Below are 24,733 nucleotides of genomic sequence, written 5' to 3' on the forward strand. Positions count from 1 at the left end.
AATGATCCGTAGAAAACACACGCTGGCCGCCGCCGTCGTCGTATCCGCTGCCTTGGCGCTGACCGCCTGCGGTGGCGAAGCGCCGGCGTCGGACCTTTCATCCGTCAAGATCATGGCACCGTTCCTGGAGGCGCAACCGCCAACAGCCGACGGCGCCGTCCAGAAAAAGCTCGAGGAGCTCACGGGCAAGGACGTCAACATCACGTGGACGCCCAACGCATCCTACGAAGACAAGATGAACATCACGCTGGCGTCCTCCGACATCCCGCATTTGCTGGTGGTCCAAGGCAAGACGCCCGGCTTCGTGAAGAACGCCGAAGCCGGTGCATTCTGGGACCTGACAGACAAACTCAAGGACTACGCGAACCTCAAAACCACCTTCCCGGAGGTCCAGCAAAACGCCAGCGTCAACGGCAAGGTCTACGGCGTCTACCGCGGCCGCAACCCGATCCGTGCTGCCGTGATGTTCCGCCAGGACTGGCTGGACAAACTCGGCCTCAAGGCACCAGAAACCACAGAGGACCTCTACAAAGTAGCCAAGGCGTTCACCGAGCAGGACCCGGACGGCAACGGCCAGAACGACACCTACGGAATCACCATCCCCAAGTGGGGCGGGCTGGGCACCAACAGCCCCTACGACCTCATCGAAACCTGGTACGGCGCCGGAAACCGTTGGGCCGAACGCGACGGAAAACTCGTTCCCAGCTTTGAAACCGAGGAATTCCTTGAGGCCAACCGCTTCATCAAGAAAATGGTGGATGAAAAGCTGATCAACCCCGATTTCGCCACCTTCGACAGCACCAAGTGGAACGAGCCGTTCTTCAACGGCAAGGGTGGAATCATCATCGACGTCGATTCCCGGGCGAGCGTGCTGATCAACCTGTTCAAGCAGGCCAACCCCAACGACTTCCAAAACAAGGTGGGCTTCGTGGGCAGCCTCAAGGGTCCCGACGGCGAACTGCACGCCCACCCCACCGATGGCTACTCCGGTTTCCTGGCCATCCCCAAGTCCAGCGTCAAAACCGAGGCAGACCTGAAGAACGTCCTGACCTTCCTGGACAAGCTGAACAGCAAAGAAGCAGCCGTCCTGATCAACAACGGGATCGAGGGCGTGAACTTCAACGTCGTGGACGGCCTGGCCGCCACCATCAAGCCTGAAACTCCTGAGGGCAAGGCCGTCAATACCGACATCAAGAGCTTCGCCCAGCTCGGAACCAACGTCACCGGCAACAACTTCTACCCCGTCAAGCAGGCCTCCGAGTACGAGCAGAAGGTGTTCGATGACCGTGTAGCCGTCATGGCCAAGGACCTCAAGAGCGCCGTCTACAACCCGGCAGCGGCGTTCGTGTCGCCCACCTATGTTGCCAAGGGTGCCCAACTGGACAACATCGTGGCCGATGCCCGGATCAAGTACTTGGCAGGCCAGACCGACGAACAGGGCCTGAAGGACGCCATCAAGCTGTGGAACACCAGCGGCGGTGACAAGGTCAAGGAAGAAATCAACAAGCTGTGGCAGGACAACAAGAAGTGACCGCGCCGGTTGTTGAAGCCAAGGCCCCGGAGCGGGTGGCCGCCAAGCCGCCCGCCCCGCGGCGGCGTGGGTTCGCCGTCCACTTTGCGCACTACAAGTGGCTGTATCTGCTGCTTCTGCCCGGAGTCCTCTACTTTGCGGTCTTCCGGTACGGGCCCATGTACGGCGTGTCCATTGCGTTCAAGGACTACGTTCCGTTCCTCGGCGTCAACGGCAGCCCGTGGGTGGGTGTCACCAACTTCACTGACTTCTTCGCGAACCCCGACTTCCCGCGGTTGCTCGGCAACACCCTGATCCTTGCGTTCCTGAACCTGGGGATCGCGTTTCCGCTGACGATCATCCTGGCACTGCTGCTCAACGAGGTCCGCCTGTCAGTGCTCAAGCGCACCGTCCAGACACTGGTGTACATCCCGCACTTCCTGTCGTGGACCATCGTGGCGTCCTTGAGCTTCCTGCTCTTTGCCCTGGACATCGGCCCGCTGTTCCAGTTCGTGAACGGGCTCTTGGGGACAAACGTGGATATCCTGTCCGATCCCAACTGGTTCCGGCCACTGATCGTGCTCCAGGAGATCTGGAAGAACACCGGCTGGGGAACCATCATCTTCCTGGCGGCGCTGGCCACAGTGGACCAGGACCAGTACGAGGCGGCCATCATTGACGGCGCAGGCAGGTTCCGGCGCGTCTGGCACATCACCCTGCCCGGCATCCGGTCCACGATCATCGTGATGCTGATCCTGGCCATCGGGCAGATGCTCAATACCGGCTTTGAGCAGATCTACCTCATGACCAACGCCCTCAACCGCAGCGTGGCCGACGTCTTCGATACCTACGTCTACTTCGTGGGCATCACCCAGGGCGCCTACAGCTACAGCACCGCCGTCGGACTCTTCAAATCCCTGGTAGGCATCGTGCTGATCTTTGGCACCAACTGGCTGTCCAAGCGGTTCAACCAGAGCGGACTGTTTTAAATGAAGATTCACAACACCCGCGGCGGCCGGGTTTTCGACGCCGCCAACTACGTTTTCCTCAGCCTGGTCGGCATCATCACGCTGCTGCCGTTCGTCTATGTGTTGGCCGGCTCCTTCGCCAACGAAGCCGAAATCACCCGGCGGGCGTTCTTCGTCTGGCCCGAACAGTTCACCCTCTCGGCTTACGAGTACATCTTCTCTACCCCGGCGTTCACCAAGGCACTGGTCACCACAGTGCTGGTAACACTGGTGGGTACCTTGATCCAGTTGATCCTGACCGTCACCATGGCCTACCCGCTGGCGAAGAAGAACCTGCGCGGCCGGAAGCTCATCATGTCCCTGGTGGTTTTCGCCATGGTGTTCTCCGGCGGCATGATTCCCACGTTCCTGCTGGTCAAGGACCTGGGCCTGCTGAACACCTACTGGGCCCTGATCCTGCCGGCGGCCATCAACCCGTTCAGCCTGATCATCATCAAGAACTTCTTCCAGGAACTCCCGGACGAGTTGGAAGAGTCGGCAAAGATGGACGGCGCCACGGAAATCGGGATCCTCTGGCGGATTCTGTTGCCGCTGTCCAAACCGGTGCTGGCCACGTTCGCCCTCTTCTACGCGGTGGGAATCTGGAACGACTTCATGTCTCCACTGCTCTACCTGAGCGACAACAACATGTGGACCCTGCAGATGTACCTCCGCCAGGTCACCGCAGCGTCCGACCTCCTGGGCGCCGGCAACGTGGACCCGAGCTACATACCGCCCGAGCAAGGCATCAAGTTCGCCGTGATCGTGGTGGCCACCCTCCCCATCCTGATCTTCTACCCCTTCCTGCAGAAGCACTTCGCCAAGGGCATGCTGATCGGCTCGGTCAAGGGCTGAGGCGCATTGAAAGGTACAACCATGAAAATCCTCCTCGCGGGCGACTCCACCGTGGCCGCCTGCCCCAGTTACGAATACCCGATGAGCGGCTGGGGCGCCCACCTCGCCCCCGAAACCTACTGGTGGGGTGCCGTCCACAATTTCGCCAAGGGCGGCGCCACCACGGAGTCGTTCCGTGAGGAGGGGCTCTGGACCCAGCTGCTGAACCAGACCGTGGTGGGCGACGTGGTGCTCATCCAGTTCGGGCACAACGACCAGAAGCGTGAACACCTCGCGGCGCGGACGGGCTACTTAGAGAACCTTCGTCGCATGGTGGCCGAGGTCCGCTCCAAGGGTGGCGTGCCCATCCTGTGCACGTCGGTGGAGCGTCGGTACTTCCTCGCCGGCACCCTGCACGAGACGCTGGGTGAGTATCCCGACGTCGTGCGTGAACTCGGAAGCGAGCTGGGCCTGGACGTCATCGACCTCAACCAGTGGACCCGGACACTGTACGAAGAGCTTGGGGAGGAGAAGTCCAAGGAGCTGTTCTCCCACTTTGCCCCCGGCGAGCATGCGCACTGGGCCGGCGGCCTGGAGGACAACACGCACTTCCACCAGAAGGGGGCCACTATGATTGCCGGATACGTGGCGGGACAGCTGGAAACCCTCGGCTTTGTTGGGGCGCGCGCTTGATCTACTCCAACCCCTTGCGGGGACCTGCTGACGTTCGGACCTGGATCGCGGAGGGTCCGGTCCAGTTCCAAACGTACGACGACGGCGGGCCGGCTTCCCGCGGCGACGGCACCAGCGCGCTGGTCCTCTCGGGCGCCCTTGACGCTGAAGTCCACGGCGACCACGCCCATTGGACCCTGTGGTGCCCGGAAGAAATCCCGGATTCCGTCCGGATCGCCTGGGAGTTCCGGCCGCTGGAGGAACCCGGCCTGGCCATGGTGTTTTTCGCGGCCAGGGGGCACGGCGGCGAGGACCTGTTCTCCACGACCCTTGCTCCGCGGACCGGCTATTACCCGCAATACCACTCGGGGGATATCGACGCCCTTCATGTCTCCTATTTCCGGCACAAGCACGCCTTGGAGCGAGCTTTCCGCACCTGCAATCTCCGCAAAAGTGTGGGGTTCGAACTCGTGGCCCAAGGCGCCGACCCCCTTCCTCCGGCCGGGGATGCCGACGGTTTCTACCAGCTGGAAGTGCTTAAGGACGGGCCACGTGTGGCCTTTTCGATCAATGGCCTGCCGTTGTTCGACTGGGTTGACCCCGGCCCGGAGCCGCTGGGCGGCGGCTACTTTGGGATCCGCCAGATGGCTCCGCTCAAAGCCGCGTACCGCAACCTCACCATCAGCCCGCTCCAGCCGCTACGCCCTGTGACGGCGGGCACTAAACTATGACGTAGGATCTCCTCATGCCTCTTTTTGACCTGCCCCTCGAACAGCTTCGCGACTACACCTCCACAGCTGTGGCGCCGGCTGACCTTGACGCTTTCTGGGACCGCACCATCACCGAAGCAAGGGCCCTGCCGCTGGACGCAGTGTTCGAGCCGGTGGACAACTACCTCACGGTGATCGATACCTTCGATGTCACCTTCTCCGGATTCGGGGGAGACCGCATCAAGGGTTGGCTCCACGTGCCGGCGGATCGTGAACCCGGCGCTCAGCTCCCGGTAGTGGTGGAGTACATCGGCTATTCAGGCGGCCGTGGACTGGTCAACCAAAACACGCGCTGGGCGCAGGCAGGCTACGCGCACTTCATCATGGACACCCGCGGCCAGGGCTACGGCGGTGTCTCCGGCGATACCCCGGATCCGCACCCCTCGGCGGGCGGGGTCAACTATGCCGGCCTCATGACCCGCGGCGCCGACCATCCGGACAACTACTACTTCCGACGGGTCTACGTGGACGCCTTCCGGGCGGTAGAAGCGGCGCAGAACCATCCCGCCGTCGACCCCTCCAAAGTGGTCCTGACCGGCGTGAGCCAAGGCGGCGGCATCACCGTCGCTACCGCCGGCCTTGTGGCCGGACGGCTCGACGGCGTCATTGCCGCGCTGCCCGATGTCCCGTTCCTGCAGGACTTCCCGCGCGCCATCGACATCACCCCGCGCGGGCCCTATCCCGAAATCGCCTCATTCCTCGGCCGGCACCGGGACCGCTACGACTCGATCCTGGCTGTCCTGAACTACTTCGACGGCGTCCACGTGGGCCGCGCGGCCACCGTCCCGGCGCTGTTCTCCGCAGCCCAGATGGACGATATTTGCCCGCCCTCTACGGTGTTCGCGAGCTACAACAACTACGGTCTTGATGCCGGAGCGCCGGAGAAGGACATAGAGGTCTACCGCTTCAACAACCACGAAGGCGGCCAGGAACACCACTGGGTCAGGCAGCTGCAGTACCTGCGCAAGCTGTTGTCATCATGACGGACACGATTTGCCGCGTGTGAAGAACCGTGGTTATGGTGTGGCTATGACAAACCGTTGGTATGCGTATTTTTCGTTGGCTCTGGAGGGGCCCGCGTCTAACTGACACGCATCCAACTTTCCTTCAGAGCCAACAGGGCAGAGATCATTCTCTGCCCTTCGCCATATCCGGCGGGTTCTGAAAAGGGGCCCGCTCCGCATCCCGGACAGGACCCAGACATGACCAGCATCGCCGCAGAATCCGCAGAATCGCTTTCAGCCCCCGACACCGCTGACGCCCCGCAGCCCTCAACCTCCAACTTGCGGGTAGCGCGCTTCGAGCCGCTGCCGGCTCCCCAGGACCTCATCGCTGAGTTGCCGCTGGACGCCCGCTCAGCTGCCGTCGTCGACCGTGGGCGTGACCAGGTCCGCGCCATTATGGACGGCGTGGATGATCGCCTGCTGGTCATTGTGGGTCCGTGCTCCATCCATGATCCCAAGGCTGGGCTTGAATACGCCCGCCGTTTGGTCAGCCAGGCCGAGAAGCACAAGGAAGACCTGCTGATCGTCATGCGGACCTACTTCGAGAAGCCGCGCACCACGGTGGGCTGGAAGGGCCTCATCAACGATCCCCACCTGGACGGCAGCCACGACATCGCTGCAGGACTGCGCGCCGCCCGCGGCTTCCTCAAGCAGGTCACAGCCCTGGGCCTGCCCACCGCCACCGAGTTCCTGGAGCCCATCAGCCCGCAGTACATGGCGGACCTTGTGTCCTGGGGCGCCATCGGTGCGCGCACCACCGAAAGCCAGATCCACCGCCAGTTGGCGTCCGGCCTGTCCATGCCCATTGGCTTCAAGAACGGGACCGACGGCGACCTCCAGGTAGCCATCGACGCGTGCGGTGCATCTGCCGCTGAGCAGGCTTTCCTGGGAATCGACGACGACGGCCGCGCGGCTTTGGTGGCTACGTCCGGTAACCCCGATACCCACGTGATCCTGCGCGGTGGACGCAAGGGCCCCAACTACTCTGCCGACGACGTCGCAGCGGCCTCGGCCAAGCTCGCCGCCAAGGGACTCAACCCGCGCCTCATCGTGGACGCTTCACACGCCAACAGCGGCAAGAGCCACCACCGGCAGGCTGAGGTTGCACTCGAAATCGGTGCGCAGCTGGAAACCGGGTCTTCTTCGCCTGTTGCGGGTGTGATGCTGGAGAGCTTCCTTGTCGGTGGGGCGCAGAACCTGGATACGGCCAAGCAGTTGGCCGGAGAGCAGGAACTCGTCTACGGCCAGAGTGTCACCGACGCCTGCATGGAGTGGGACGTTACTGCCTCGGTGTTGGAGCAGCTCGCAGCCTCGGCCCGGAAGCGCCGGGTGGCATCGGGGGAGTAGGGTCCCACTTTCCGGAAATGCTTTCACATTGGCCCCATCAGCCTCTAGAGTATCTAGCACATGGTTGTTGGATGGCTCAGCATCGGCACACCGTTCTACTGGGGGTGTCCTACTGTCTGAGAGCAAAGGAATATGGGAAATGTCCGCGGAGACTAACTTCTCGAATGCGCGTTTCATGACGGTGGCTGAAGTGGCCGACGTCTTGCGTGTTTCCAAAATGACCGTGTATCGCCTGGTTCACTCAGGCGAAATGCCCGCCGTCAGGTTCGGGCGTTCGTTCCGGGTTCCGGAAGAGGCCGTATCCCAGTACCTTAAGGGTGCTGTCGTGGACGGGCAATCCGAGACCGCCTGAGGCTGCCGCAGTCCGCCCCACGGACCGTGGTCACGGGGTGCCCCTTTGAAGCGGTACTCTGTTAAGGAACGTTTTACGTCAATGTAAGAATCTGTCAGTTGTACTGTCTGCTTCCGCGGATCCGTTCCAACAGACAGGACCTTCTAGTTTGTAAGGAACTTTCGTGGGTTCAGTTATTAAGAAGCGTCGCAAGCGTATGGCCAAGAAGAAGCACCGCAAGCTGCTTCGCAAGACCCGCCACCAGCGCCGCAATAAGAAGTAGAGATACTTCATCAAGCGTGAATGCCCGTTGCCTTTCGAGGTGGCGGGCATTTTTGCGCCCCGGACGCTCGCTCACGTCCCGCCTGTTTCCCCTAGACGCTCTCTCACGTTCCGGCTGTTTCCCCTGGACGCTCGCTCACGTCCCGCCTGTTTCCTCCCGGACCCTCTCTCACGCGTGAGGCCGCGCGAAGCCCGCCCGGACCGATGGGTCTACCCAGCCGTTTCTTAGGGCTCTTTTGATCTGGCGGGTGGCATTCGCGAAGTTGTCCGCGAGGTCCGACTTACCGAAGATGAGCACCGTCCACCCCGCTGCCTCGAATGCCTTGTCCCTTCGCCGATCACTGAGGATCTGTTCCTGCGCGAGGTGATGACCGCCGTCGTACTGGATAGCGACCCGACGCTCGCGGTAGCCGAGGTCGGCTGAAGGCGAGAAAGGATCGTTGACGTAGAGCCGCACCTGTAGTTCCGGGTCGGGAAGCCCAGCATCGAACATAGCCAGACGGAGCGCAGTCTCCGGCGCCGAGTCGGCACCGACCCGCATCAGATCCAGTGCTTCCCTCGCACGGACAACGCCCTGCAGGTTCTTGTGGCGATCCACCATGGTGCGTAGTTCGTGGATGGTCGTGAACGGCGCGTCCCTTTGCTCAAATTCGGGCCTGGGGATGCGAATGAGTTCGTCGCCAACGCTGACCAGTTCATTCAGCGGAAGCGTTCGGGCCAAGTCCAACCAGGTCCTGGAGCGTGTACTGATCCACATGCCGTGACTGAGCTCTATTTCGCCTTCCGAGACCACAACTGTGTGGCCGGTAACGCCTTTTCGCCGCACCGCAGGCAGATTCCGCGGCTTGCTCAGATGCAGCTCATTGGAATCTGACAGCCAAGGTGGGAGTGAAAATCCGTGGATCTTGGCGGCAGTGACATGTGAGATCCAAGCGCCAGGGCTCACGGCCGAGAGCGAGCGAGCAGCCGATTCCAGATCAAAGGCCCAGTCCTTCGGCCGGTATATGCCCTTGCTCACAGCCTCGATACTGACGCGTTTCCAGAGCTGTGGATGGGCGAGGCCGGCGGCCTTGGCCTCCGAAAGTGTAAACGGGGCGGATGCCAGCTTGGAGGGCACGGGTATGGGAATCTGCATACCGGCATTCTGACCCAGATCCCGCTGGAGCTGCAGAAGTTATCCACAGGGACGGGGACCACGTCCTGGGGATGTGAGCGAGGGTTAGTTTGAAGGGGGTGGGATGTGAGCGTGGGTTGGCCTGAAGGGGGTGGGATGTGAGCGAGGGTTGGTTTGAAGGGGGTGGGATGTGAGCGAGGGTTGGTTTGAAAGGGGTGGGATGTGAGCGAGGATCAGATGCGGGGGCCGCGGAACCTGGAGAAGCCCCGCCACAAACCATAGATCGCGCCGCCCACCGTAGCTGCTTTGAGCCCGAGAGTTGCGGCACGGCGGCCGGAGCGGAAGTCGTAGACGGGCCAATTGTTGTCGCGGGCGTGCCGACGCAGCTTCGCGTCGGGGTTAATGACGACGGGGTGCCCCACCATGGTCAGCAGCGGGATGTCGTTGGCAGAATCGCTGTACGCCCAGCAGTGGTCCAGGTCCAAACCCTCGCGGTCGGCGACCAGCTGGACCGCGACTGCTTTAGCGGGTCCGTGCAGGATGTCGCCCACGAGCTTCCCCGTGTACATGCCGTCGTGCACTTCGCCGACAGTACCCAGCGCGCCCGTCAAGCCCAAGCGGGTTGAGATTACGGTGGCCACCTCGATCGGCGTTGCCGTTACCAGCCAGACTTTGCGGCCCACTCTGAGGTGCTGTTCAGCCAGAGCCTTGGTTCCCGGCCAGATCCGCGACTCGATCATCTCGTCGTAGACCTCTTCGCCCAAGGCTTTAATGTCATCAACAGTGATGCCTGCCGCAAGAGTGAGTGCGGAATCCCTTACTGCGTGAACGTCTTCCATGTTCTCGCCGCGCAGCACGAACTTGAACTGCTTCCAAGCAAAACCAGCAGCCTGCGGCAAGGTGAACGCCTTGCGTTCATACATCTTTCGGGCCACATGGAAGAGGCTGGCACCCTTCATCAACGTGTTGTCGACGTCGAAGAAAGCAGCTTCGCCGGTGTGCTTCTGCGCTTTGGCAGCTGCGGCGACAGCGGCGTTCTTCTCCTCGGGCATGACTTGAGTCTAGTCAATCACTGGTACACCTCGCTGTTGGCGCACTGGCACACGCTCCGGTGGGGTGGGATGTGAGTGAGGGTTGGGTTGAAGGGGGTGGGATGTGAGTGAGGGTTGGTGGGGAGGTTACCGTTATCCCATGGCTACTCCCGACGTCGTCCTCCTCACCAAAGCTGACTGCCACCTCTGCACGGAGGCGCGTGCCGCCGTCGAGCGTGTCACCGCAAGCCTCGGCCTGGAGTGGAAAGAACAGAGTATCGACGGCGATCCGCAGCTGCGGGAGCGCTTCGCGGAGGAGATTCCCGTGGTCCTTGTTGACGGTGTGCAGCGGGATTTTTGGAAGATCGACGAGGAACGGCTGACCCGTACCTTGAAGAAAGCCCTGGAGGGCTGAGGGTGCCGTTACCCGTAAGTAATCGCTTTGGTTGAGCCCGCCCGGGGGTCATAGAGTGGAACAACAAAGCGATGCAATGGAGAATACCGTGACTGCGCTGGAACCGTCCGCGGAAGCAACTTCCGAGGACAACGAACCTGCCGCCAAGCAGATCCCACCCGCGGCTGTGGCCCGGATGACTCTCTATTTGCGTGCGCTCAACTCTTTGCTGGCAGAAGGCGTGGAGCGGGTTTCATCCGAAGCCCTCGCCGAAGCCTCCGGCGTGAGTTCATCCACTCTTCGCAAAGACCTCTCCTACGTCGGCTCGTATGGCACCCGCGGCGTGGGCTACGAGGTCCAATACTTGAGCCGTCACATCGCCGCGGCCTTGGGTTTGACCCATGACTGGAAGGTCGCGATCGTCGGTGCCGGTAACCTCGGCAAGGCGTTGGCCCGGTACGGCGGCTTCGAGTCCAGGGGTTTCGACGTTGTCGCTATCTTTGACGCCGACCCTATGGTGATCGGCAACGAGGTGGGCTGGTTGCGGGTCAGCGACTCAGCCGAGTTGGAGCGGGTGCTGGAGCGTACGCACACGAACATGGTGGTGCTCGCGTTGCCGGCCACAGTGGCGCAGGCAGTCTGCGACCGCGTGATCGCCGCTGGAATCCGAAGCATCCTCAGTTTCGCTCCGGTGCTGCTGCAGGTCCCGCCGCACGTCAACCTCCGCAAGGTGGACATGGCCACGGAGCTTCAAATCCTGGCTTACCACGCACAACGGGCGCAGACACCGGGCCAGGCTGTTTAGCCTTCGCCGGGTCTACGCCCGCTGGGTTGCCTTTTGAAGGGCCCGCCGGTTTAGCGGCCGTACGGAGTCTGGTACGGGTTGCCGAACGGCTGGGGCTTCCGGAAATAAGGAGCCGACGCCGGCAGGTACAGCATGACGATTGCTGCCACACCCAGCAGGATCACCACGAGCTGCAGCACGCCGTAGGTGGGGCCGAACTGGAAGAGGCTGGTCAGGCCGAGGACTGAGATGGCGGCGAATACGGTGCCCAGGATCCTTGCCCAGTTCTTGCCCTTACGGACGTTGAAGCCCACCAGCGCGTAGAGGCCCAGGGAGATGATGGCGCCAACGATGGCGCTCACGGAGATGACGCCCCGCATACCCTCCATGGAGCCTGCGGGAAGGTCGGTGCCCTGCTGCGCAGCCTGCTGGTTCATGGCGTTGATGAAGGCGTCAGCACCGGTGGTGGCAAGGAGCAGCGAGCTGATGGCTGAGAGGACGCCGGCTGCGATGATCATCCAGAAGGCGTAGTTGACCATCGGCGGAACCGTAGTGGGGCCGGGCTGCTGGCTCGGCCAGTTGGTGTCCTGGCCATACTGGGGCGCGGACGGGGCTTGGCCGTACGGGGAGGCCTGCTGGCCATACTGGGGCGACTGCTGCCCGTACTGCGGCGCGGCGGGCGGGGACTGCTGCCCGTACTGCGGTGCAGAAGGCGGGGACTGTTGGCCGTACTGCGGTGCCTGCTGCCCGTACTGCGGTGCAGAAGGCGGGGACTGCTGGCCGTACTGAGGTGCGGACGGCTGAGAGCTGGCCTGCTCAGGCTGGTTGGCGTCACCCGGGTTCGACGGCGGGTAGGGAGGGTTGCTCATGGCATTCCTTTGCTTGTTCGACTGCTGGTTCGGCCGCCGGGATCAGCAAAATGACCCTGCCCCCAGCGTGGTTCTGTTTCCACCGTACATCCCGGGTCTGACGCTATAGCCAAACACACGCAGGAATTCCATGGCTACGGCGAAAATCATCATGTGGGCTTACGCCTTCATGATGAAGGCCGCGGGAATCCGGAGGGATTACACCGCGGCCTTCACGTCGGTAGAGCCCGACGACGTAACTGGCGTGGACGCTAGACCTGGCCCTTGACTGCCTTGAACCAGAGCTGCGAGTTGGGCAGCCACATCAAGACGACGGCGACTGCGCTGACCAGGAAGCCGAACCAGTTACCGCCCAGGCCCATGCCGGAACCTCCACCGTTGGCCGCTCCGAAGATGGCGAGCAACAGTGAAACGGCGGCCACGATGGTCAAGGCGAGCCGCGCCCACTCCTTGCCTTCCTTCATCTTCATGGCAAGGATTACTTGGGCAGCTGCAACAGCGAGGGCCAGCAGGAGCAGGACCAGTGCGATCGCGGCGAACGCCGGTGCAAAAGCGAAAGCTGCGATGACGGCGAAGAATCCGATGAGTCCAAACAGCAGGCCCAGGAGTCCGGAGATCACCCAGATGAAGTAGGAAACCTTCAACTCCGTGGGAAGGCCCTGCGTCTTGAACATTCCCGAGAAGCCGCCCTGCGGCATGACGTCGTTGAAATTGCGTGGGCCGTCGGTGGGCATTTCGAAGTGGAACCCGGGCTGGGCGGCACCGGGCTGCGCCGGGCCAGGTTGGGACGCTCCGGGCTGGGAGTATTGCCCCGGTTGGGATGGGGGCTGGTAGCCCTGGGGTGGTTGGTAGGCCTGCGGTGGCTGGTAACCCGCAGGAGGAACATTGCCGGGCTGCGGAGGCTGTGAGCCGGGCTGCTGTGGCTGAGGTGCTTCGTCTGGGGTACTCATGGCATCACTTTAGACCGGTGGTTGAAGGATGCATAGGAAATTCGGAGCCAACTCGCAGCTAATCAGGGGGTATCTGCCGAATAATTGGCGGGTGATCTTCGAGACAGCCAAACGGCGCCCCCGCAGCGTGATGCTGAGGAGGCGCCATCGTGGGGGTCCCGCTATGAATCCCGCCCTTGAGAGTCACACCCGGCGTTGTGCCGCGGGGGTTACGGACAAGGGAAGGATCCGCGCAGGGTACAGGCTGGACTTAGGCGGCAGCCGGTGCGATGAACGCGAGTTCCAGGTTGATGACTACCTTGTCGCTGACCAGGACGCCACCGGCTTCGAGGACTGCGTTCCAGGTGAGGCCGAATTCCTTGCGGCTGATGGTGGTTTCGCCGGAAACGCCTGCGCGGGTGTTGCCGAACGGATCGACGGCCACACCGTTGAACTCGGTCTCGATGGAAACTTCCTTGGTCACGCCCTTGATTGTGAGATCGCCCACGAGGTCGAAGCTGTTTCCGTTGGCCTTGACGTGGCGGGAAACGAATGTGATTTCCGGGAACTTCTCGACATCGAAGAAGTCTTCGCCCTTGACGTGGCCATCGCGGTTGACGTCGCCGGAGTCGAAGCTGGCGGTCTGGATGGTGGCGTTGACCTTGGAGTCGGCCAGGGTTTCGCCAACTTCGAGAGTGGCGGAAGCATCCTTGAACTGGCCGCGGACCTTGCTGATGCCTGCGTGGCGGACGGTGAAGCCGATTTCGCTGTGCGAAGCGTCGAGGGTCCAGGTGCCGGTGGTGACGGAAGCGGGAAGGGTCATCATGGTGTTGCTCCTATGGGTAGTGGAAGGTACTGCGTGCTTGCCCGGCTGAACTCATTGCTTGAAGCGTCAACCGAGCTTCGTGTCTAGTATAAACATGCATATGCATCTTTTATTCCAACTCCACGGAACATTTCTGTAAAACTTTGAGTTCTACTAGCGGTAGAAGATTTCGGATCGCCCCGCTTCTTTGAGAAACTGGTAAACATGCCCCAAGCAACTGTCCATCTGCTTCGCCATGGCGAGGTCCACAATCCCGACGGCGTCCTGTACGGTCGCCTGCCGGAATTCCACCTCTCCGAACGCGGCCGTGAGATGGCCCGCATGCTGGCCGAGCACTTCTCGGCGCAGGTTGCCCAAGGTGCCAAGATCGTACACTTGGCGGCTTCTCCGCTGACCCGCGCGCAGGAAACGGCGCTGCCCACGGCTGAGGCACTGGGACTTGAGATCCACACGGAACCCCGGATCATCGAGGCAGAGAACCACTTCCAGGGACTGCACCCCACCAAGAGCGAGTTCCTCAAGCCCAAGCACTGGTTCTACTTCCGCAATCCCATGCGGCCGTCCTGGGGTGAGCCGTACAAGGAGCAGGCTGCCCGTGTCCTGGCTGCAGTTGAGGATGCCCGCGTCAAGGCCATCGAGTTGGGCGGCGATGGCGCCGAGGCCATCCTGGTGAGCCACCAACTGCCCATCTGGTCCACCCGTTTGACGGCCGAAGGCCGCCGGCTGGCGCACGACCCCCGCAAGCGTGAATGCACCCTCACCTCCCTGACTTCCCTCACCCTGGACCAGGAAGGCAAAATCGTCCGGGTCGAATACAGCGAGCCTGCCGCAGCGCTGCTCCCCGGCGCGGCAAGCACCCCCGGAGCCTAAGGACCATGGACAAGAATCTTTCACGCCGAGGAGTACTGACTGCAGGGGGTGTCCTGCTGGCCGGACTCACCATGGGCCTTTCAGCGTGCGCCCAAAAGGACTCCCTGGCCGAACAGGCCCGGAAGGGCGATAACAAGAACTATGTAGCCGGCGACGGCTCCGTGACCGAGTTCGCCAAGGCTGACCGCTCGGCTCCTGTGGCACTCAAAGGCACACTGTTCACCGGCGCGGAAGTAAAGCCGGAAGACCTGTTGGGCAAGGTCACGGTCCTGAACTTCTGGTTTGCCGCCTGCGCTCCCTGCCGCATCGAAGCTCCGCAGCTTGAAGCCCTGCACCAGGAATTCAAGGACCAGGGCGTCCAGTTCTTCGGCGTGAACCTGCGCGACGAGCAACCAACGGCCGAGGCATTCGACAAGACGTTTAACCTCACGTACCCGAGCTTCAACGACAAGGACGGGGCAGTGCTGCTCTCCGTGTCGGGAATCGTCCCACCAGGCGCGGTGCCCACAACCCTGGTCCTGGACAAGGAGGGCAAGGTTGCTTCCCGCGTGCTTGGCGAAATTGAAAAGAGCACCCTGAAGGCCCTCATCACCTCCGCAGTGGCCGAGTAGAACCGTGAACAGTCCCTTCGCCGAGACCATCCTCAACGGATCCCTGCTGCTGGCTGTGCCCGTGGCACTGCTCGCCGGGCTGGTCTCCTTCCTCTCGCCATGCGTGCTGCCCCTGGTGCCCGGGTACCTTGGCTACGTCACTGGACTGACCGGCGTCGACCTTGAAAAGCAGCGGCGTGGCCGCATGCTGGCCGGAATCGGCCTGTTCGTCCTTGGCTTCTCGGTGATTTTCGTCCTGCTCGGCGGTGCCTTCGGCCAGTTGGGTACCCTCCTGACCGGTCCGCAGAACGCCTGGATCACCCAGGTGCTTGGCCTCCTGGTGATTGTCATGGGCGTGGTGTTCATGGGCGGTTTCGGCTGGCTCCAGCGTGACGCCAAAATCCACGCCAAACCGCCTGCAGGCCTGTGGGGCGCACCTCTGCTGGGGCTCACGTTCGGCCTCGGCTGGGCACCCTGCATCGGCCCGACGTACTCCGCGGTACAGTTGCTGAGCCTGTCCGGCGGTTCGTCGGCGGCCAAGGGTGCACTCCTTGCCTTCATCTACAGCCTTGGCCTGGGCATTCCGTTCCTCCTGATCGCTTTGGCCGTTCGCCGCGGCATGGGCGTCATGTCCTTCTTCCGCAAGCACCGCCTGGCTATACAGCGGATCGGCGGAGGCATCCTGATTTTGCTCGGCATCCTGATGGCCACCGGAGTGTGGGGGACCTGGGTGACCGAGTTGCAGTACTGGTTCCAAAACGACGTGAAGTTGCCGATCTGATGAGTGAGTCCGTGAAAGCCAAGAAGAAGTCGCCTCCCGCTGACCGCGCCACCGCAGAAGGCACAGCAGGCGAAGGCAAACTCCAGCAGGCAAAGTCCGAGGCCGCGCTTCCCGCGCTTGGCTTCAGGGGCATGCTGCGTTGGGCCTGGACGCAACTCACCAGCATGCGGACGGCGCTTTTCCTGTTGCTCATGCTCGCGGTGGGGGCTGTTCCCGGGTCATTGTTCCCGCAACGGCCCGCCAACCCTGCCGTTGTCACCCAATACATTAAGGACAACCCGTCCTACGGCGAGTTCCTGGATGCATTGCAGCTCTACGATGTGTACTCGTCTGCCTGGTTCTCTGCGATCTACATCCTGCTGTTCATCTCGCTGATCGGCTGTGTCACTCCGCGCGCGATCGCCCACTACAAGGCCATGAAGTCGCAGCCCCCGCGCACTCCCAAGCGCCTTTCCCGCCTGCCGGAGTACGGCACCCTCGCATTGCCCGCCGACGCCGGGATCCCGGCGTCGAAGGCCATCAACGATGCCGCTGGACTGCTCAAGAAACGCGGCTACCGCGTCGAGGTCAGGAACGCCGACGGCGACCTTCCGTCCCTGGGTGCCGAGCGCGGCTTCCTGAAGGAGGTGGGCAACCTGGTGTTCCACACGTCCCTGATCGGGGTGTTGGTGTCCGTGGCAATTGGTGGCCTCTTCGGCTACAGCGGCCAGCGCATCCTGGTGGAGGGCGATACATTCGTGAACACCCTGGTGGGCTACGACCAATTCACGCCCGGCACGAACTTCCAGAGCAGTTCCCTGCAGCCTTACTCCATGCAGCTGGACAAGTTCAATGCCAAGTTCGACCGCGAATCACCGGGCAAGGCCGGCCAGCCCATCGACTACACCGCCGAAGTCACCACCAAGGAAACTCCTGATTCGCCGGCCAAGAAGGAAACCCTGAAGGTCAACGATCCCGTTTCCCTGGGCGGAACCAGCCTGTACCTCACGGGAAACGGCTACGCACCCATGGTGACCGTCCGCGACGGCGAGGGCAACGTGTCCTTCCAAGGCCCGGTCATCGCCAAGGTCCAGGGCGACAACTACTACTCCTCCGTGGTCATCAAGGTGCCGGACGCCAAGCCTGAACAGCTCGGATTCGTGGGCTTCTTCCTCCCCACGGCGTTGGTCACCAGTGACGGGATCTCCTTCAGCGGAGCCCCCGAACTGGTCAACCCGCAGCTGAGCCTCAACTCGTTCTACGGTGACCTTGGCCTGGACAAGGGCGTGCCCCAGAACGTTTTTGAACTGGACGTCGAGAAGCTCAAGCCGTTGAACAGCCGCAACCTCGCGGCAGGCGGCATCACCCTGACTCCCGGAGCAACCGTCAACCTGCCCGAAGGCAAGGGCAGCATCACGTTCGACGGCGTGAAAAAGTACATTGGCGTGGATATCCACCACAACCCCGGCCAGTTGTATGCCTTGATTTTCGGCCTCCTGGCAGTCGCAGGACTCATGACGTCCCTGTACGTCAACCGACGCCGCGTCTGGGTACGCACCGGAACCCACGCCGACGGCCGCACCATGGTGGAATACGGCCTCCTTGCCCGCGGTGAAGACCACAGGTTGGCCGGCGAGGCCGCGGCCCTCCGTGAACTCTTTGCCCGGGAATGGAACCTCCCGGAAACGCCTCAGGCACCCCCCACAACAGCAGTCTCTTCCTCAACCTCGAAGGACCAGTAATGCCAGCCATCAACGAAACCCTGGGCCAGTACAGCGAACTGTTCATGCTGTTGGCCGCCGGCACGTACACCGTGGCGTTCATTGCCTTCGCTTGGGACCTGGCGAAAAGCAGCAAGACGTTCCAAGCCGTGGACCTCAAGGCGGCGGCCAGCTCGGCCGGCGAAAAGGTGACGGTAGCAGCTGGTCGCGTAGGTGCAGCCCTGGGCGGCGCCGACGCCGGTGGGCCGGCAGGCCGCGCCGAGCGGCCGACGTCGAGCCTCACCTTTGAGGGCGGAACCGCGGCAGGCGACATGAAGTACGCCGCTGAACGGCGCGTACCCGCGCGCATTGCCGTGGCGCTGACGGTCCTGGGTGTGCTGATCCACGCCGCTGGCGTTATCACCCGCGCACTGGGCGCCGGGCGGGTGCCGTGGGGCAACATGTATGAGTTCCTCACCACGGGTGCTTTCGTGGCTGTCGCCGTCTTCCTTGTTACTTTGATCCGCCGCGACCTGCGGTTCCTGGGCACCTTCGTCCTTGGCCTGGCCATCATCATGCTGGTTGCCGCTTCCGTTTCATTCTGGACCCCGGTGGGCCACCTGGTTCCGGCCCTGCAGAGCTACTGGCTGATCATCCACGTCTCCATCGCGGTCCTGTCCTCGGCACTGTTCACCCTGACTTTCGCCATGTCCGTGCTGCAGTTGCTTCAGTCCTACAGGCAGAAGAACCTCGCGGCCGGTCGCAAGGACAACCTCTCGTTCATGCGGGTGGTGCCAAACGCGTTGAGCCTTGAGAACCTTTCCTACCGCATCAACGCCATTGCCTTCATCGGCTGGACCTTCACCTTGATGTTCGGTGCCATCTGGGCCGAGAAGGCCTGGGGCAGGTTCTGGGGCTGGGACCCGAAGGAAGTCTGGACGTTCGTGATCTGGGTTGTCTACGCAGGCTACTTGCACGCACGTGCCACCCGTGGCTGGACCGGAACCCGCGCTGCGTGGTTGTCGATCGTGGGTTACGCGTGTGTCATTATCAACTTCACGCTCGTCAACACTGTTTTCCAGGGCCTGCATTCCTACTCGGGACTTTAGGCCCATTTCCTGCCTGAGCAGGAAAGATGCCCAGGATGGCCGGTGTCGGCCTCGAAATCAACAAATCGCTGTAGCAACTGAGCCTTTTGCACGTGCTTAGCAGGTGCTAACTTGTTCAGGACCCGCTTGTGATGAAGACCGCAGCGCGGTGCCATGTGAACTTTCGAGGTAGCTATGAGCTATGTTCTCGCCATTGACGTCGGGACAAGTTTTACCGCAGCAGCACTGGCCAGGCCCCACCAGGGGCCGCTATCACCACCGGAAATCCTTCCCTTGGGATTGCACGGCAGCGCCGTGCCATCCGTGCTTTACTACGCCGACGACGGCCGGGTTTTGGTGGGAGAACCCGCCGAGCGGCGGGGGCTGGACGACCCCCAGCGGATGGTCCGGGAGTTCAAACGCAGGATCGGGGATTCCGTCCCCCTTTCCGTAGGGGACAACTGGTTGGCACCCGAGGACGTTTACGCCTCCATGGCGCGGTGGGTGGTGGACCGCGCCGAAGAGCGGGAGGGAAGTTCGCCGTCGTCGATCGTCATGACGTACCCGGCGGCGTGGGGTGCGCACCGCACGTCAGTGGTGCGCGCCGCGTTGAACGTCGCGGGCCTCGAAGCGGTGACGTTGCTCAGCGAGCCTGAAGCGGCCGCACTGCACTACGCCTCCCAGACGAGGGTGGAGGACGGAAGCGTCATCGCCGTGTACGACCTCGGTGGTGGCACTTTCGACACGGCCATCCTGCGCAAGGTGGGTGCGGGGAACTTCGAGCTCCTCGGGCGGCCGGATGGCATAGAAACCCTTGGCGGCGCCGATTTCGACGCCGCTGTCTTGCGTCACGTGATGGGCCACTTGGGCAACGCCGGAGAGGGTTTGGACCCCGCATCGCCGGAGACCTTGGCCGCTCTTTCGCGGCTGAGGCGGGAATGCCGCGAAGCCAAGGAAGCCCTCTCCATGGACAGCGAAGCGAGCGTTGCGGTGGCGCTCCCCGGGACACAGCAGTCGGTTAGGCTGGTCCGTTCCGAGTTCGAAGCAATGGTCGATCAGCCTCTCCGCGAGACCGTGGACGCCCTGGAGCGCAGCCTGCGGAGCAACCGTCTTGAGCCTCAGGACCTGAGCGCTGTGCTGCTGATCGGAGGGTCCTCGCGTATTCCGCTCGTGGCCGAGTTGATTTCCGTTGAACTGGGCCGCCCGATAGCTGTTGACGCCGATCCGAAGTCGTCCATCTGCCGCGGCGCCGCGCTTGCCGGTCTCAGCCAGGTGGCAGACGCTGTGGCGGCCGATGCACCGGCTGCGACACCTACGGAACCGGAGGCCACGCGGCCGCGCGTCGTCGCCCGTGTCCCCGTTGCGGGCGTCGTGAAGGCGGCCCCTGGACGTCCCGGCAGGCACGCGCCCCGGCCCCGCGTCCGGATGGCTGCGGCCGCTGCTACCGCCGCGACAGCCCTGGCCATCGCCACCGCCACTGCTGCGCAGAGCCCGGACGGCAACGGACTGCTCGCATCAATGTTCGGGGCTCAAGCCGCTGACGTAATGCGCGACGTCGGTGCCCAGGATTCCGGAACACGTGACGGTGCGTCCGGTGGCGGCCCAGCCGCGGCCGCTCCGTTGACCGGGGCGCCAGCGACGGGACTTGAAGCCAGTGCACGAACAGGTGCCGGCCCGGCCGGGGCGGGAGCAGGAGCCGGAAGAAGCCCGGTGCAGCGGGCGACCGGGACAGGACGTGGTTCGGTAGCGAACGGACCCGCTGGAACCGGCTCCGGTACCTCGGCTGGGGCTCAGGGGCAGGCTGGAGCAGCCGCTGGTGGGACCACTGGCACGACGCCGGGCACTGGGACGGGCACGACGCCGGGGACGGGAACGGGCACGACGCCGGGGACGGGAACGGGCACGCCGCCGGGTTCGGGCACGACGCCGGGGACGGGAACGGGCTCCACACCCACGGAACCCGGTGGCGCGGCGAGTGGCCCTACACCTCCGCCCGCAACGAACCCCGGGACCCCGCCACCGGCCACTGGTCCTGGCACCCCGCCACCGGCAACGGACCCCGGGACACCTGCGCCGCCAACCGGTCCTGGCACACCTCCACCGGCCACCAACCCGGGGACCAACCCGCCACCGGCCACGGACCCTGTGACTCCGCCACCTGCGCCTGCCCCTGCACAGCCGGCTCCCGAACCAACCGCGCCGCTGGGTGATCCGGCCCCGACGCAGGATCCCGCCCCGGTCACCGACCCGCCACCTGTCCCGCCGCCTGCCACCACGGATAACGGCCCGAGCCTGGATACCGCGTCGACCTCGGTGGTTTAGGCATGACGGGGCCAGACCATGCTTCCCAACCCACCACCAGCAAGGACGCAACTCCCGATCGGCCCGACGTGGTCCTTGCCGGACACAATGCGTTGCTCCGGGAGTTGCTCCTTGCGTTGTCAGTAGGCTTCACCCTGCCTGGGCCGCTGCCGGATGACCTGGAGACCCGGGACGGGCTTGAAGACGCAGTGGCAGCCGGTAAGGAAGCCGGGCTGCTTTCTCCGGATGGAACCGTGGTGGGGACCGTCCAATACGCGCTGTTGAACAATGCACCCAAGCCGCAAGTCCGTGCACTGCAGCGGGAACTGGTAGGGAAGATCCTGCAGGAAGAGACGGGCCTGGGTGATGTTGCCCGTGAGCTCGCACGGAGCGGATTGCAGGACCCCCGTGTGGCGGAGGAGCTGGAACGCTGGGCGGACCTGGTGCTGGATGCTGATCCACAGTTGGCCGCCGATCTCTTCGCCGAAGCACTCCTTGCCGGAGCTCCGGAGCTTCCCACCGCCGCGCGGCGGGCCCAAGCCGCTGCAGCTATCGGCGACTTGGACGCTGCGGGAAGAATCGTGGACAGGCTTCTGGCCATGCCCGATGCCCCTGGGCTTCGCCTGGGTGCGGACGTTGCCGCTGCCGTGTGGGCGCACCGCGGCATGCTGGCCCGTAGCGCGGACACTTACAGGTGGGTTGGCCCTGACAGGATCGACGATTCCGCGCCGCTGGCAGCAGTGGCAATGATCGGCGCCGGTGATGCAACCGGCGCCGGGCAAATCCTCGGCGCCACACCGTTGGCGGGTTCGCCTACGCTCTTGGCGGTGGCGCTGACATTGACCCAGCAGGGGCTCAGGCACACCCTGGGGCGGGAACCACAGCGGGCATTGCCGGAACTCATCCGGGCGTCAGACATGATGAACGCGGCTGGCGCATCGATTCCCCTGCCGGAGACCCCTGCGGCATTGGCGGCTCTCTGTGCGATCCACAGTGGGGAACCCGCGGTGGCGGACACGGTGCTCAGTGCTGCCCTCGCCGCCGGCCAGGGCGGAGATGCTTGCAGGCCCAGGCTGTTCCTGCTTCAGGCGTGGTGCTCAATGCAACAGGACAACCCCGAAGAAGCACGCTTGGCCATCAATGAGGCCGTCAAGGCCAACCACTGGCCCTTGGCTCCACGGGATACCTTCCTGTTGGCGGCACTGGAGGTGGCCTTGGCGCGGCGCGGCAGCGAGGTGCACGAACTGGTGCTCGCCTGGGACAGGGCCCGCGAGGCCATGATGCACGTATCCGTTGACCTCTTCAGCCTGCTGCCCTGGGGAGAACTGGCCATAGCCGCAGCGAGGCTACGGGAGACGCGACGAATCTCGCCGTCCATGGACAGTGCGTGGGAGTTGTTGGGCCGCTTGGGAAATCCGCCATTGTGGTCGGTTCCGCTGCACTGGGCGGGGGTGCAGGCCGCATTGCTGGGCGAAAGCCCCGCTGAACTTGCTCCGCATGCTGCGGCATTGGTGCGCGCGTCCGAACACAGCCATCTGGCCTCTGTCCTAGCCGCTGGCGGAAAGGCCTGGGTTTCCGTACTCGCCAGCAGGTTCGAAGCGTCCGACGTCGAAACAGCGGCCCGTGGGCTGGCTGCGGTAGGCATGCCATGGGAAGGTGCGCGGTTGGCCGGCCACGCCGCCGCGCACGCCGATGAACGGCGCGATATGGTACGGCTGCTGGCGTGTGCCAGGGATATCCATCCGCAGGGGGCAACCACCACCACGGGCACCACTGCGGGGTCTTCCGAGCGGGCCGAAGCTGCCGGGCGCCAGGACCCAGGCGCGCCGCTGCCGGATGCGGGAGAGGCCCCAGGCATACCTGACTCTTCAGGCCTGAGCGTCAGGGAACGGGAAGTGGGCCGACTGCTTCTGGAGGGCAAAACCTACCGCGAAATCGGCGAAGCCATCTACATCTCGCCCCGTACCGCAGAGCATCATGTAGCCCGGATGCGCCGCCGGCTGGGTGCCGAAAACCGTTCCGAACTGCTGGTCCGGCTCCGCCTGGCCTTGGGGGAGGGGTACCCACCTCCGTAGTCGGTCACCCCCTCCACCCCCTAACGGGAATGCACCGGATCCCCTAACGCCGGGGTGGCCGGTAGGGGGACCGCCCCCGATGCCCCGCCCCTGGCCCGGGCCATACGTTGAGTGGGAGCCCGGCAAAGGCGCCGGGCCATTTACCACCCACCACAGAATTTGAGGGAGCACTCCAATGCCTACACTCGCACAACAGCTCGTGCAGTTCCTGATGAGCCTGTTCAACGATCCTGACGCAGCCGAAGAGTTCGTACGTAACCCGGAAGCGGCCCTTTCCGCGGCCGGCCTGCGGCACGTCTCCTCGGCAGACGTCGACGCCGCACGGCCCGTGGTCCTGGACTTCGCACCCATCAACGCCCGCTCCTCGTTCGACCGCGAATACAACACTGGCGGCAACCACGCTTCCACCGGCGGCTGGGAAGGCGGTGGCCAAGGCGGCGGTCGCCCCCACAATTCCGGTGGCGGCGACCATGAGCACGACGGCGGTGGGCATGGCGGTGCCGGCGGTGGTTGGGACGGCCATGATGGTGGTGACGACCATGAGCACGACGGCGGCGGGCATGGCGGTGCCGGTGGCGGTTGGGACGGCCATGATGGCGGTGACGACCATGAGCACGACGGCGGCGGGCATGGCGGTGCCGGTGGCGGTTGGGACGGCCATGATGGTGGCGACGACCATGAGCACGACGGCGGCGGGCATGGCGGTGCCGGTGGTGGCGACTATGATGATCACGCCCACGCCGTCCAGCAGCTGATCCATGTGGTGAACAACTACTCGTACACCACCAACATCGACGACCGCGACACCATCACCGACCAGTCGGTCAACCAGAACATCTGGGCCGATGGCGACGTCACGCAGTTCTTCAACCAGGATGCCGTGACTGCTTCGGGGGATGGGGCCATCGCGGCCGGCGGAGACGTGAGGGATTCCGGGAACACGACAACCACCACGACGACGACCCACACCGATGACCACTCCACGGACAACTCGGTCAACATCACGGAGTCGGGCGACGGCGATGTTGAGGTGGGCAACACGGACATCGATGTCAGGGACTCTTTCAACGACGACCACTCGGTAACGAAGGATTCCTACAACACCGACACGGATGTCGACGTCGATATCAAGGATTCCTTCAACGAGGAGACCGACAACTCGGTCCACAACACCACGAACAACGTCTCGGACTCGTTCAACGACAATTCGCAGGACAACTCCGTGGATGTTGATGCGGACATCGATGTTGACATCGCGGACTCCTTCAACACGGACAACTCGTCCACCACGACGACTAACACAACCACGAACACGGATAACTCGAACAACTCCGTCAACGTGGCGGACTCCTTCAACTCCACCGACGTTGATGTGGACGTGGAGGACGTCCAGGTGATCAATGACTCGGTGGTGGCGCAGGACAACGAGTTGACCTATACGGAGGACAACTCCACCACAGTGGGCGATGTGGACGTGGACTACACCAACGTCGAGGACAACACGGTCATCGCCGACAACGACCTCGATGTCGAGTACAACGACATCGACGACTCGATCGTCGTCGCCAAGAACGACGTGGACATCGAGCAGTAACCAGTGCACCAAACGGCGCAGCGAAATGCTGCACCGCGAAGTCCCAGGCAG

25 protein-coding genes are annotated in these 24,733 nt (G+C 63.4%); 20 read left to right on the top strand and 5 right to left on the bottom strand.

Annotated features, from left to right (window positions below):
- The first annotated feature begins 1 nt into the window (after position 1).
- From ACNQOP_RS17500 to ACNQOP_RS17540, 9 genes are all read left to right on the top strand, one after another.
- Positions 2-1,531, top strand: coding sequence for an extracellular solute-binding protein (locus ACNQOP_RS17500; RefSeq protein WP_416405273.1), 1,530 nt, complete (start codon positions 2-4; stop codon positions 1,529-1,531).
- On the top strand, positions 1,510-2,499 hold the full coding sequence (locus tag ACNQOP_RS17505; protein ID WP_284986291.1) for an ABC transporter permease: 990 nt from the start codon (positions 1,510-1,512) through the stop codon (positions 2,497-2,499). The genes ACNQOP_RS17500 and ACNQOP_RS17505 overlap by 22 nt, the downstream gene beginning before the upstream one ends.
- Positions 2,500-3,372, top strand: a complete 873-nt coding sequence (locus ACNQOP_RS17510) for a carbohydrate ABC transporter permease (protein WP_416405274.1) — start codon at positions 2,500-2,502, stop codon at positions 3,370-3,372.
- A gap of 21 nt (positions 3,373-3,393) precedes the next feature.
- On the top strand, positions 3,394-4,044 hold the full coding sequence (locus ACNQOP_RS17515; RefSeq protein WP_257370889.1) for a rhamnogalacturonan acetylesterase: 651 nt from the start codon (positions 3,394-3,396) through the stop codon (positions 4,042-4,044).
- Positions 4,041-4,754, top strand: coding sequence for a DUF1961 family protein (locus tag ACNQOP_RS17520; protein WP_416405275.1), 714 nt, complete (start codon positions 4,041-4,043; stop codon positions 4,752-4,754). The genes ACNQOP_RS17515 and ACNQOP_RS17520 overlap by 4 nt, the downstream gene beginning before the upstream one ends.
- Before the next feature lie 14 nt (positions 4,755-4,768).
- Positions 4,769-5,776, top strand: coding sequence for an acetylxylan esterase (locus ACNQOP_RS17525; RefSeq protein WP_416405276.1), 1,008 nt, complete (start codon positions 4,769-4,771; stop codon positions 5,774-5,776).
- A gap of 219 nt (positions 5,777-5,995) precedes the next feature.
- Positions 5,996-7,144, top strand: a complete 1,149-nt coding sequence (locus ACNQOP_RS17530) for a 3-deoxy-7-phosphoheptulonate synthase (RefSeq protein ID WP_416405277.1) — start codon at positions 5,996-5,998, stop codon at positions 7,142-7,144.
- A 139-nt stretch (positions 7,145-7,283) separates the two neighbouring features.
- Positions 7,284-7,496, top strand: a complete 213-nt coding sequence (locus ACNQOP_RS17535; protein WP_211713427.1) for a helix-turn-helix domain-containing protein — start codon at positions 7,284-7,286, stop codon at positions 7,494-7,496.
- A 163-nt stretch (positions 7,497-7,659) separates the two neighbouring features.
- The gene (locus ACNQOP_RS17540) at positions 7,660-7,758 is read left to right on the top strand and encodes a 30S ribosomal protein bS22 (protein ID WP_003792170.1); all 99 of its coding nucleotides are present in this window, start codon (positions 7,660-7,662) and stop codon (positions 7,756-7,758) included.
- A 168-nt stretch (positions 7,759-7,926) separates the two neighbouring features.
- Here the strand turns inward: ACNQOP_RS17540 and ACNQOP_RS17545 are convergent, their stop codons facing one another.
- Complete coding sequence (locus ACNQOP_RS17545; protein WP_416405278.1) at positions 7,927-8,892, bottom strand: DUF559 domain-containing protein; 966 nt, start codon at positions 8,890-8,892, stop codon at positions 7,927-7,929.
- A gap of 212 nt (positions 8,893-9,104) precedes the next feature.
- Complete coding sequence (locus tag ACNQOP_RS17550; RefSeq protein ID WP_257370873.1) at positions 9,105-9,923, bottom strand: HAD family hydrolase; 819 nt, start codon at positions 9,921-9,923, stop codon at positions 9,105-9,107.
- A gap of 139 nt (positions 9,924-10,062) precedes the next feature.
- Here ACNQOP_RS17550 and ACNQOP_RS17555 point away from each other — a divergent pair, with 139 nt between their 5' ends.
- Together ACNQOP_RS17555 and ACNQOP_RS17560 are read left to right on the top strand one after the other, a co-directional pair.
- Positions 10,063-10,317: a glutaredoxin family protein gene (locus tag ACNQOP_RS17555; RefSeq protein WP_257370872.1), complete on the top strand. Its 255-nt coding sequence runs from the start codon at positions 10,063-10,065 to the stop codon at positions 10,315-10,317.
- A gap of 76 nt (positions 10,318-10,393) precedes the next feature.
- Complete coding sequence (locus ACNQOP_RS17560) at positions 10,394-11,101, top strand: redox-sensing transcriptional repressor Rex (protein WP_235517356.1); 708 nt, start codon at positions 10,394-10,396, stop codon at positions 11,099-11,101.
- Between the two features lie 50 nt (positions 11,102-11,151).
- Here ACNQOP_RS17560 and ACNQOP_RS17565 read toward each other — a convergent pair whose 3' ends face one another.
- Positions 11,152-11,949, bottom strand: coding sequence for a hypothetical protein (locus ACNQOP_RS17565; RefSeq protein ID WP_416405279.1), 798 nt, complete (start codon positions 11,947-11,949; stop codon positions 11,152-11,154).
- Between the two features lie 130 nt (positions 11,950-12,079).
- Between ACNQOP_RS17565 and ACNQOP_RS17570 the strand changes: the two genes are divergently transcribed.
- A complete protein-coding gene (locus ACNQOP_RS17570; protein ID WP_416405280.1) occupies positions 12,080-12,217 on the top strand; it encodes a hypothetical protein in 138 nt (45 codons plus the stop codon).
- Here ACNQOP_RS17570 and ACNQOP_RS17575 read toward each other — a convergent pair.
- Positions 12,201-12,899, bottom strand: coding sequence for a hypothetical protein (locus ACNQOP_RS17575; RefSeq protein WP_257370963.1), 699 nt, complete (start codon positions 12,897-12,899; stop codon positions 12,201-12,203). The two genes, ACNQOP_RS17570 and ACNQOP_RS17575, sit on opposite strands and share 17 nt — an antisense overlap.
- 250 nt (positions 12,900-13,149) lie before the next feature.
- A complete protein-coding gene (locus ACNQOP_RS17580) occupies positions 13,150-13,701 on the bottom strand; it encodes a YceI family protein (RefSeq protein ID WP_416405348.1) in 552 nt (183 codons plus the stop codon).
- A gap of 207 nt (positions 13,702-13,908) precedes the next feature.
- Between ACNQOP_RS17580 and ACNQOP_RS17585 the strand changes: the two genes are divergently transcribed.
- The 8 genes from ACNQOP_RS17585 (at position 13,909) to ACNQOP_RS17620 (ending at position 24,682) form a co-directional block, all read left to right on the top strand.
- Complete coding sequence (locus ACNQOP_RS17585; protein ID WP_416405281.1) at positions 13,909-14,574, top strand: histidine phosphatase family protein; 666 nt, start codon at positions 13,909-13,911, stop codon at positions 14,572-14,574.
- 5 nt (positions 14,575-14,579) lie between these two features.
- The gene (locus ACNQOP_RS17590) at positions 14,580-15,185 is read left to right on the top strand and encodes a TlpA family protein disulfide reductase (protein ID WP_235517352.1); all 606 of its coding nucleotides are present in this window, start codon (positions 14,580-14,582) and stop codon (positions 15,183-15,185) included.
- A 4-nt stretch (positions 15,186-15,189) separates the two neighbouring features.
- Positions 15,190-15,945: a cytochrome c biogenesis CcdA family protein gene (locus ACNQOP_RS17595; protein ID WP_257370869.1), complete on the top strand. Its 756-nt coding sequence runs from the start codon at positions 15,190-15,192 to the stop codon at positions 15,943-15,945.
- Positions 15,945-17,666: a cytochrome c biogenesis protein ResB gene (resB, locus tag ACNQOP_RS17600; RefSeq protein WP_416405282.1), complete on the top strand. Its 1,722-nt coding sequence runs from the start codon at positions 15,945-15,947 to the stop codon at positions 17,664-17,666. Before ACNQOP_RS17595 ends, resB begins: the two co-directional genes overlap by 1 nt.
- On the top strand, positions 17,666-18,733 hold the full coding sequence (ccsB, locus tag ACNQOP_RS17605; protein WP_235517350.1) for a c-type cytochrome biogenesis protein CcsB: 1,068 nt from the start codon (positions 17,666-17,668) through the stop codon (positions 18,731-18,733). The genes resB and ccsB overlap by 1 nt, the downstream gene beginning before the upstream one ends.
- 174 nt (positions 18,734-18,907) lie before the next feature.
- Positions 18,908-21,034: an Hsp70 family protein gene (locus ACNQOP_RS17610; RefSeq protein ID WP_416405283.1), complete on the top strand. Its 2,127-nt coding sequence runs from the start codon at positions 18,908-18,910 to the stop codon at positions 21,032-21,034.
- 2 nt (positions 21,035-21,036) lie between these two features.
- Positions 21,037-23,088, top strand: a complete 2,052-nt coding sequence (locus ACNQOP_RS17615) for a LuxR C-terminal-related transcriptional regulator (protein WP_416405284.1) — start codon at positions 21,037-21,039, stop codon at positions 23,086-23,088.
- A 175-nt stretch (positions 23,089-23,263) separates the two neighbouring features.
- Positions 23,264-24,682: an IniB N-terminal domain-containing protein gene (locus ACNQOP_RS17620; RefSeq protein ID WP_416405285.1), complete on the top strand. Its 1,419-nt coding sequence runs from the start codon at positions 23,264-23,266 to the stop codon at positions 24,680-24,682.
- Positions 24,683-24,733: the final 51 nt, after the last annotated feature.

Origin of the sequence: Arthrobacter sp. LFS091 (genome assembly GCF_047977885.1) — a bacterium.
Taxonomy (GTDB): Bacteria; Actinomycetota; Actinomycetes; order Actinomycetales; family Micrococcaceae; genus Arthrobacter.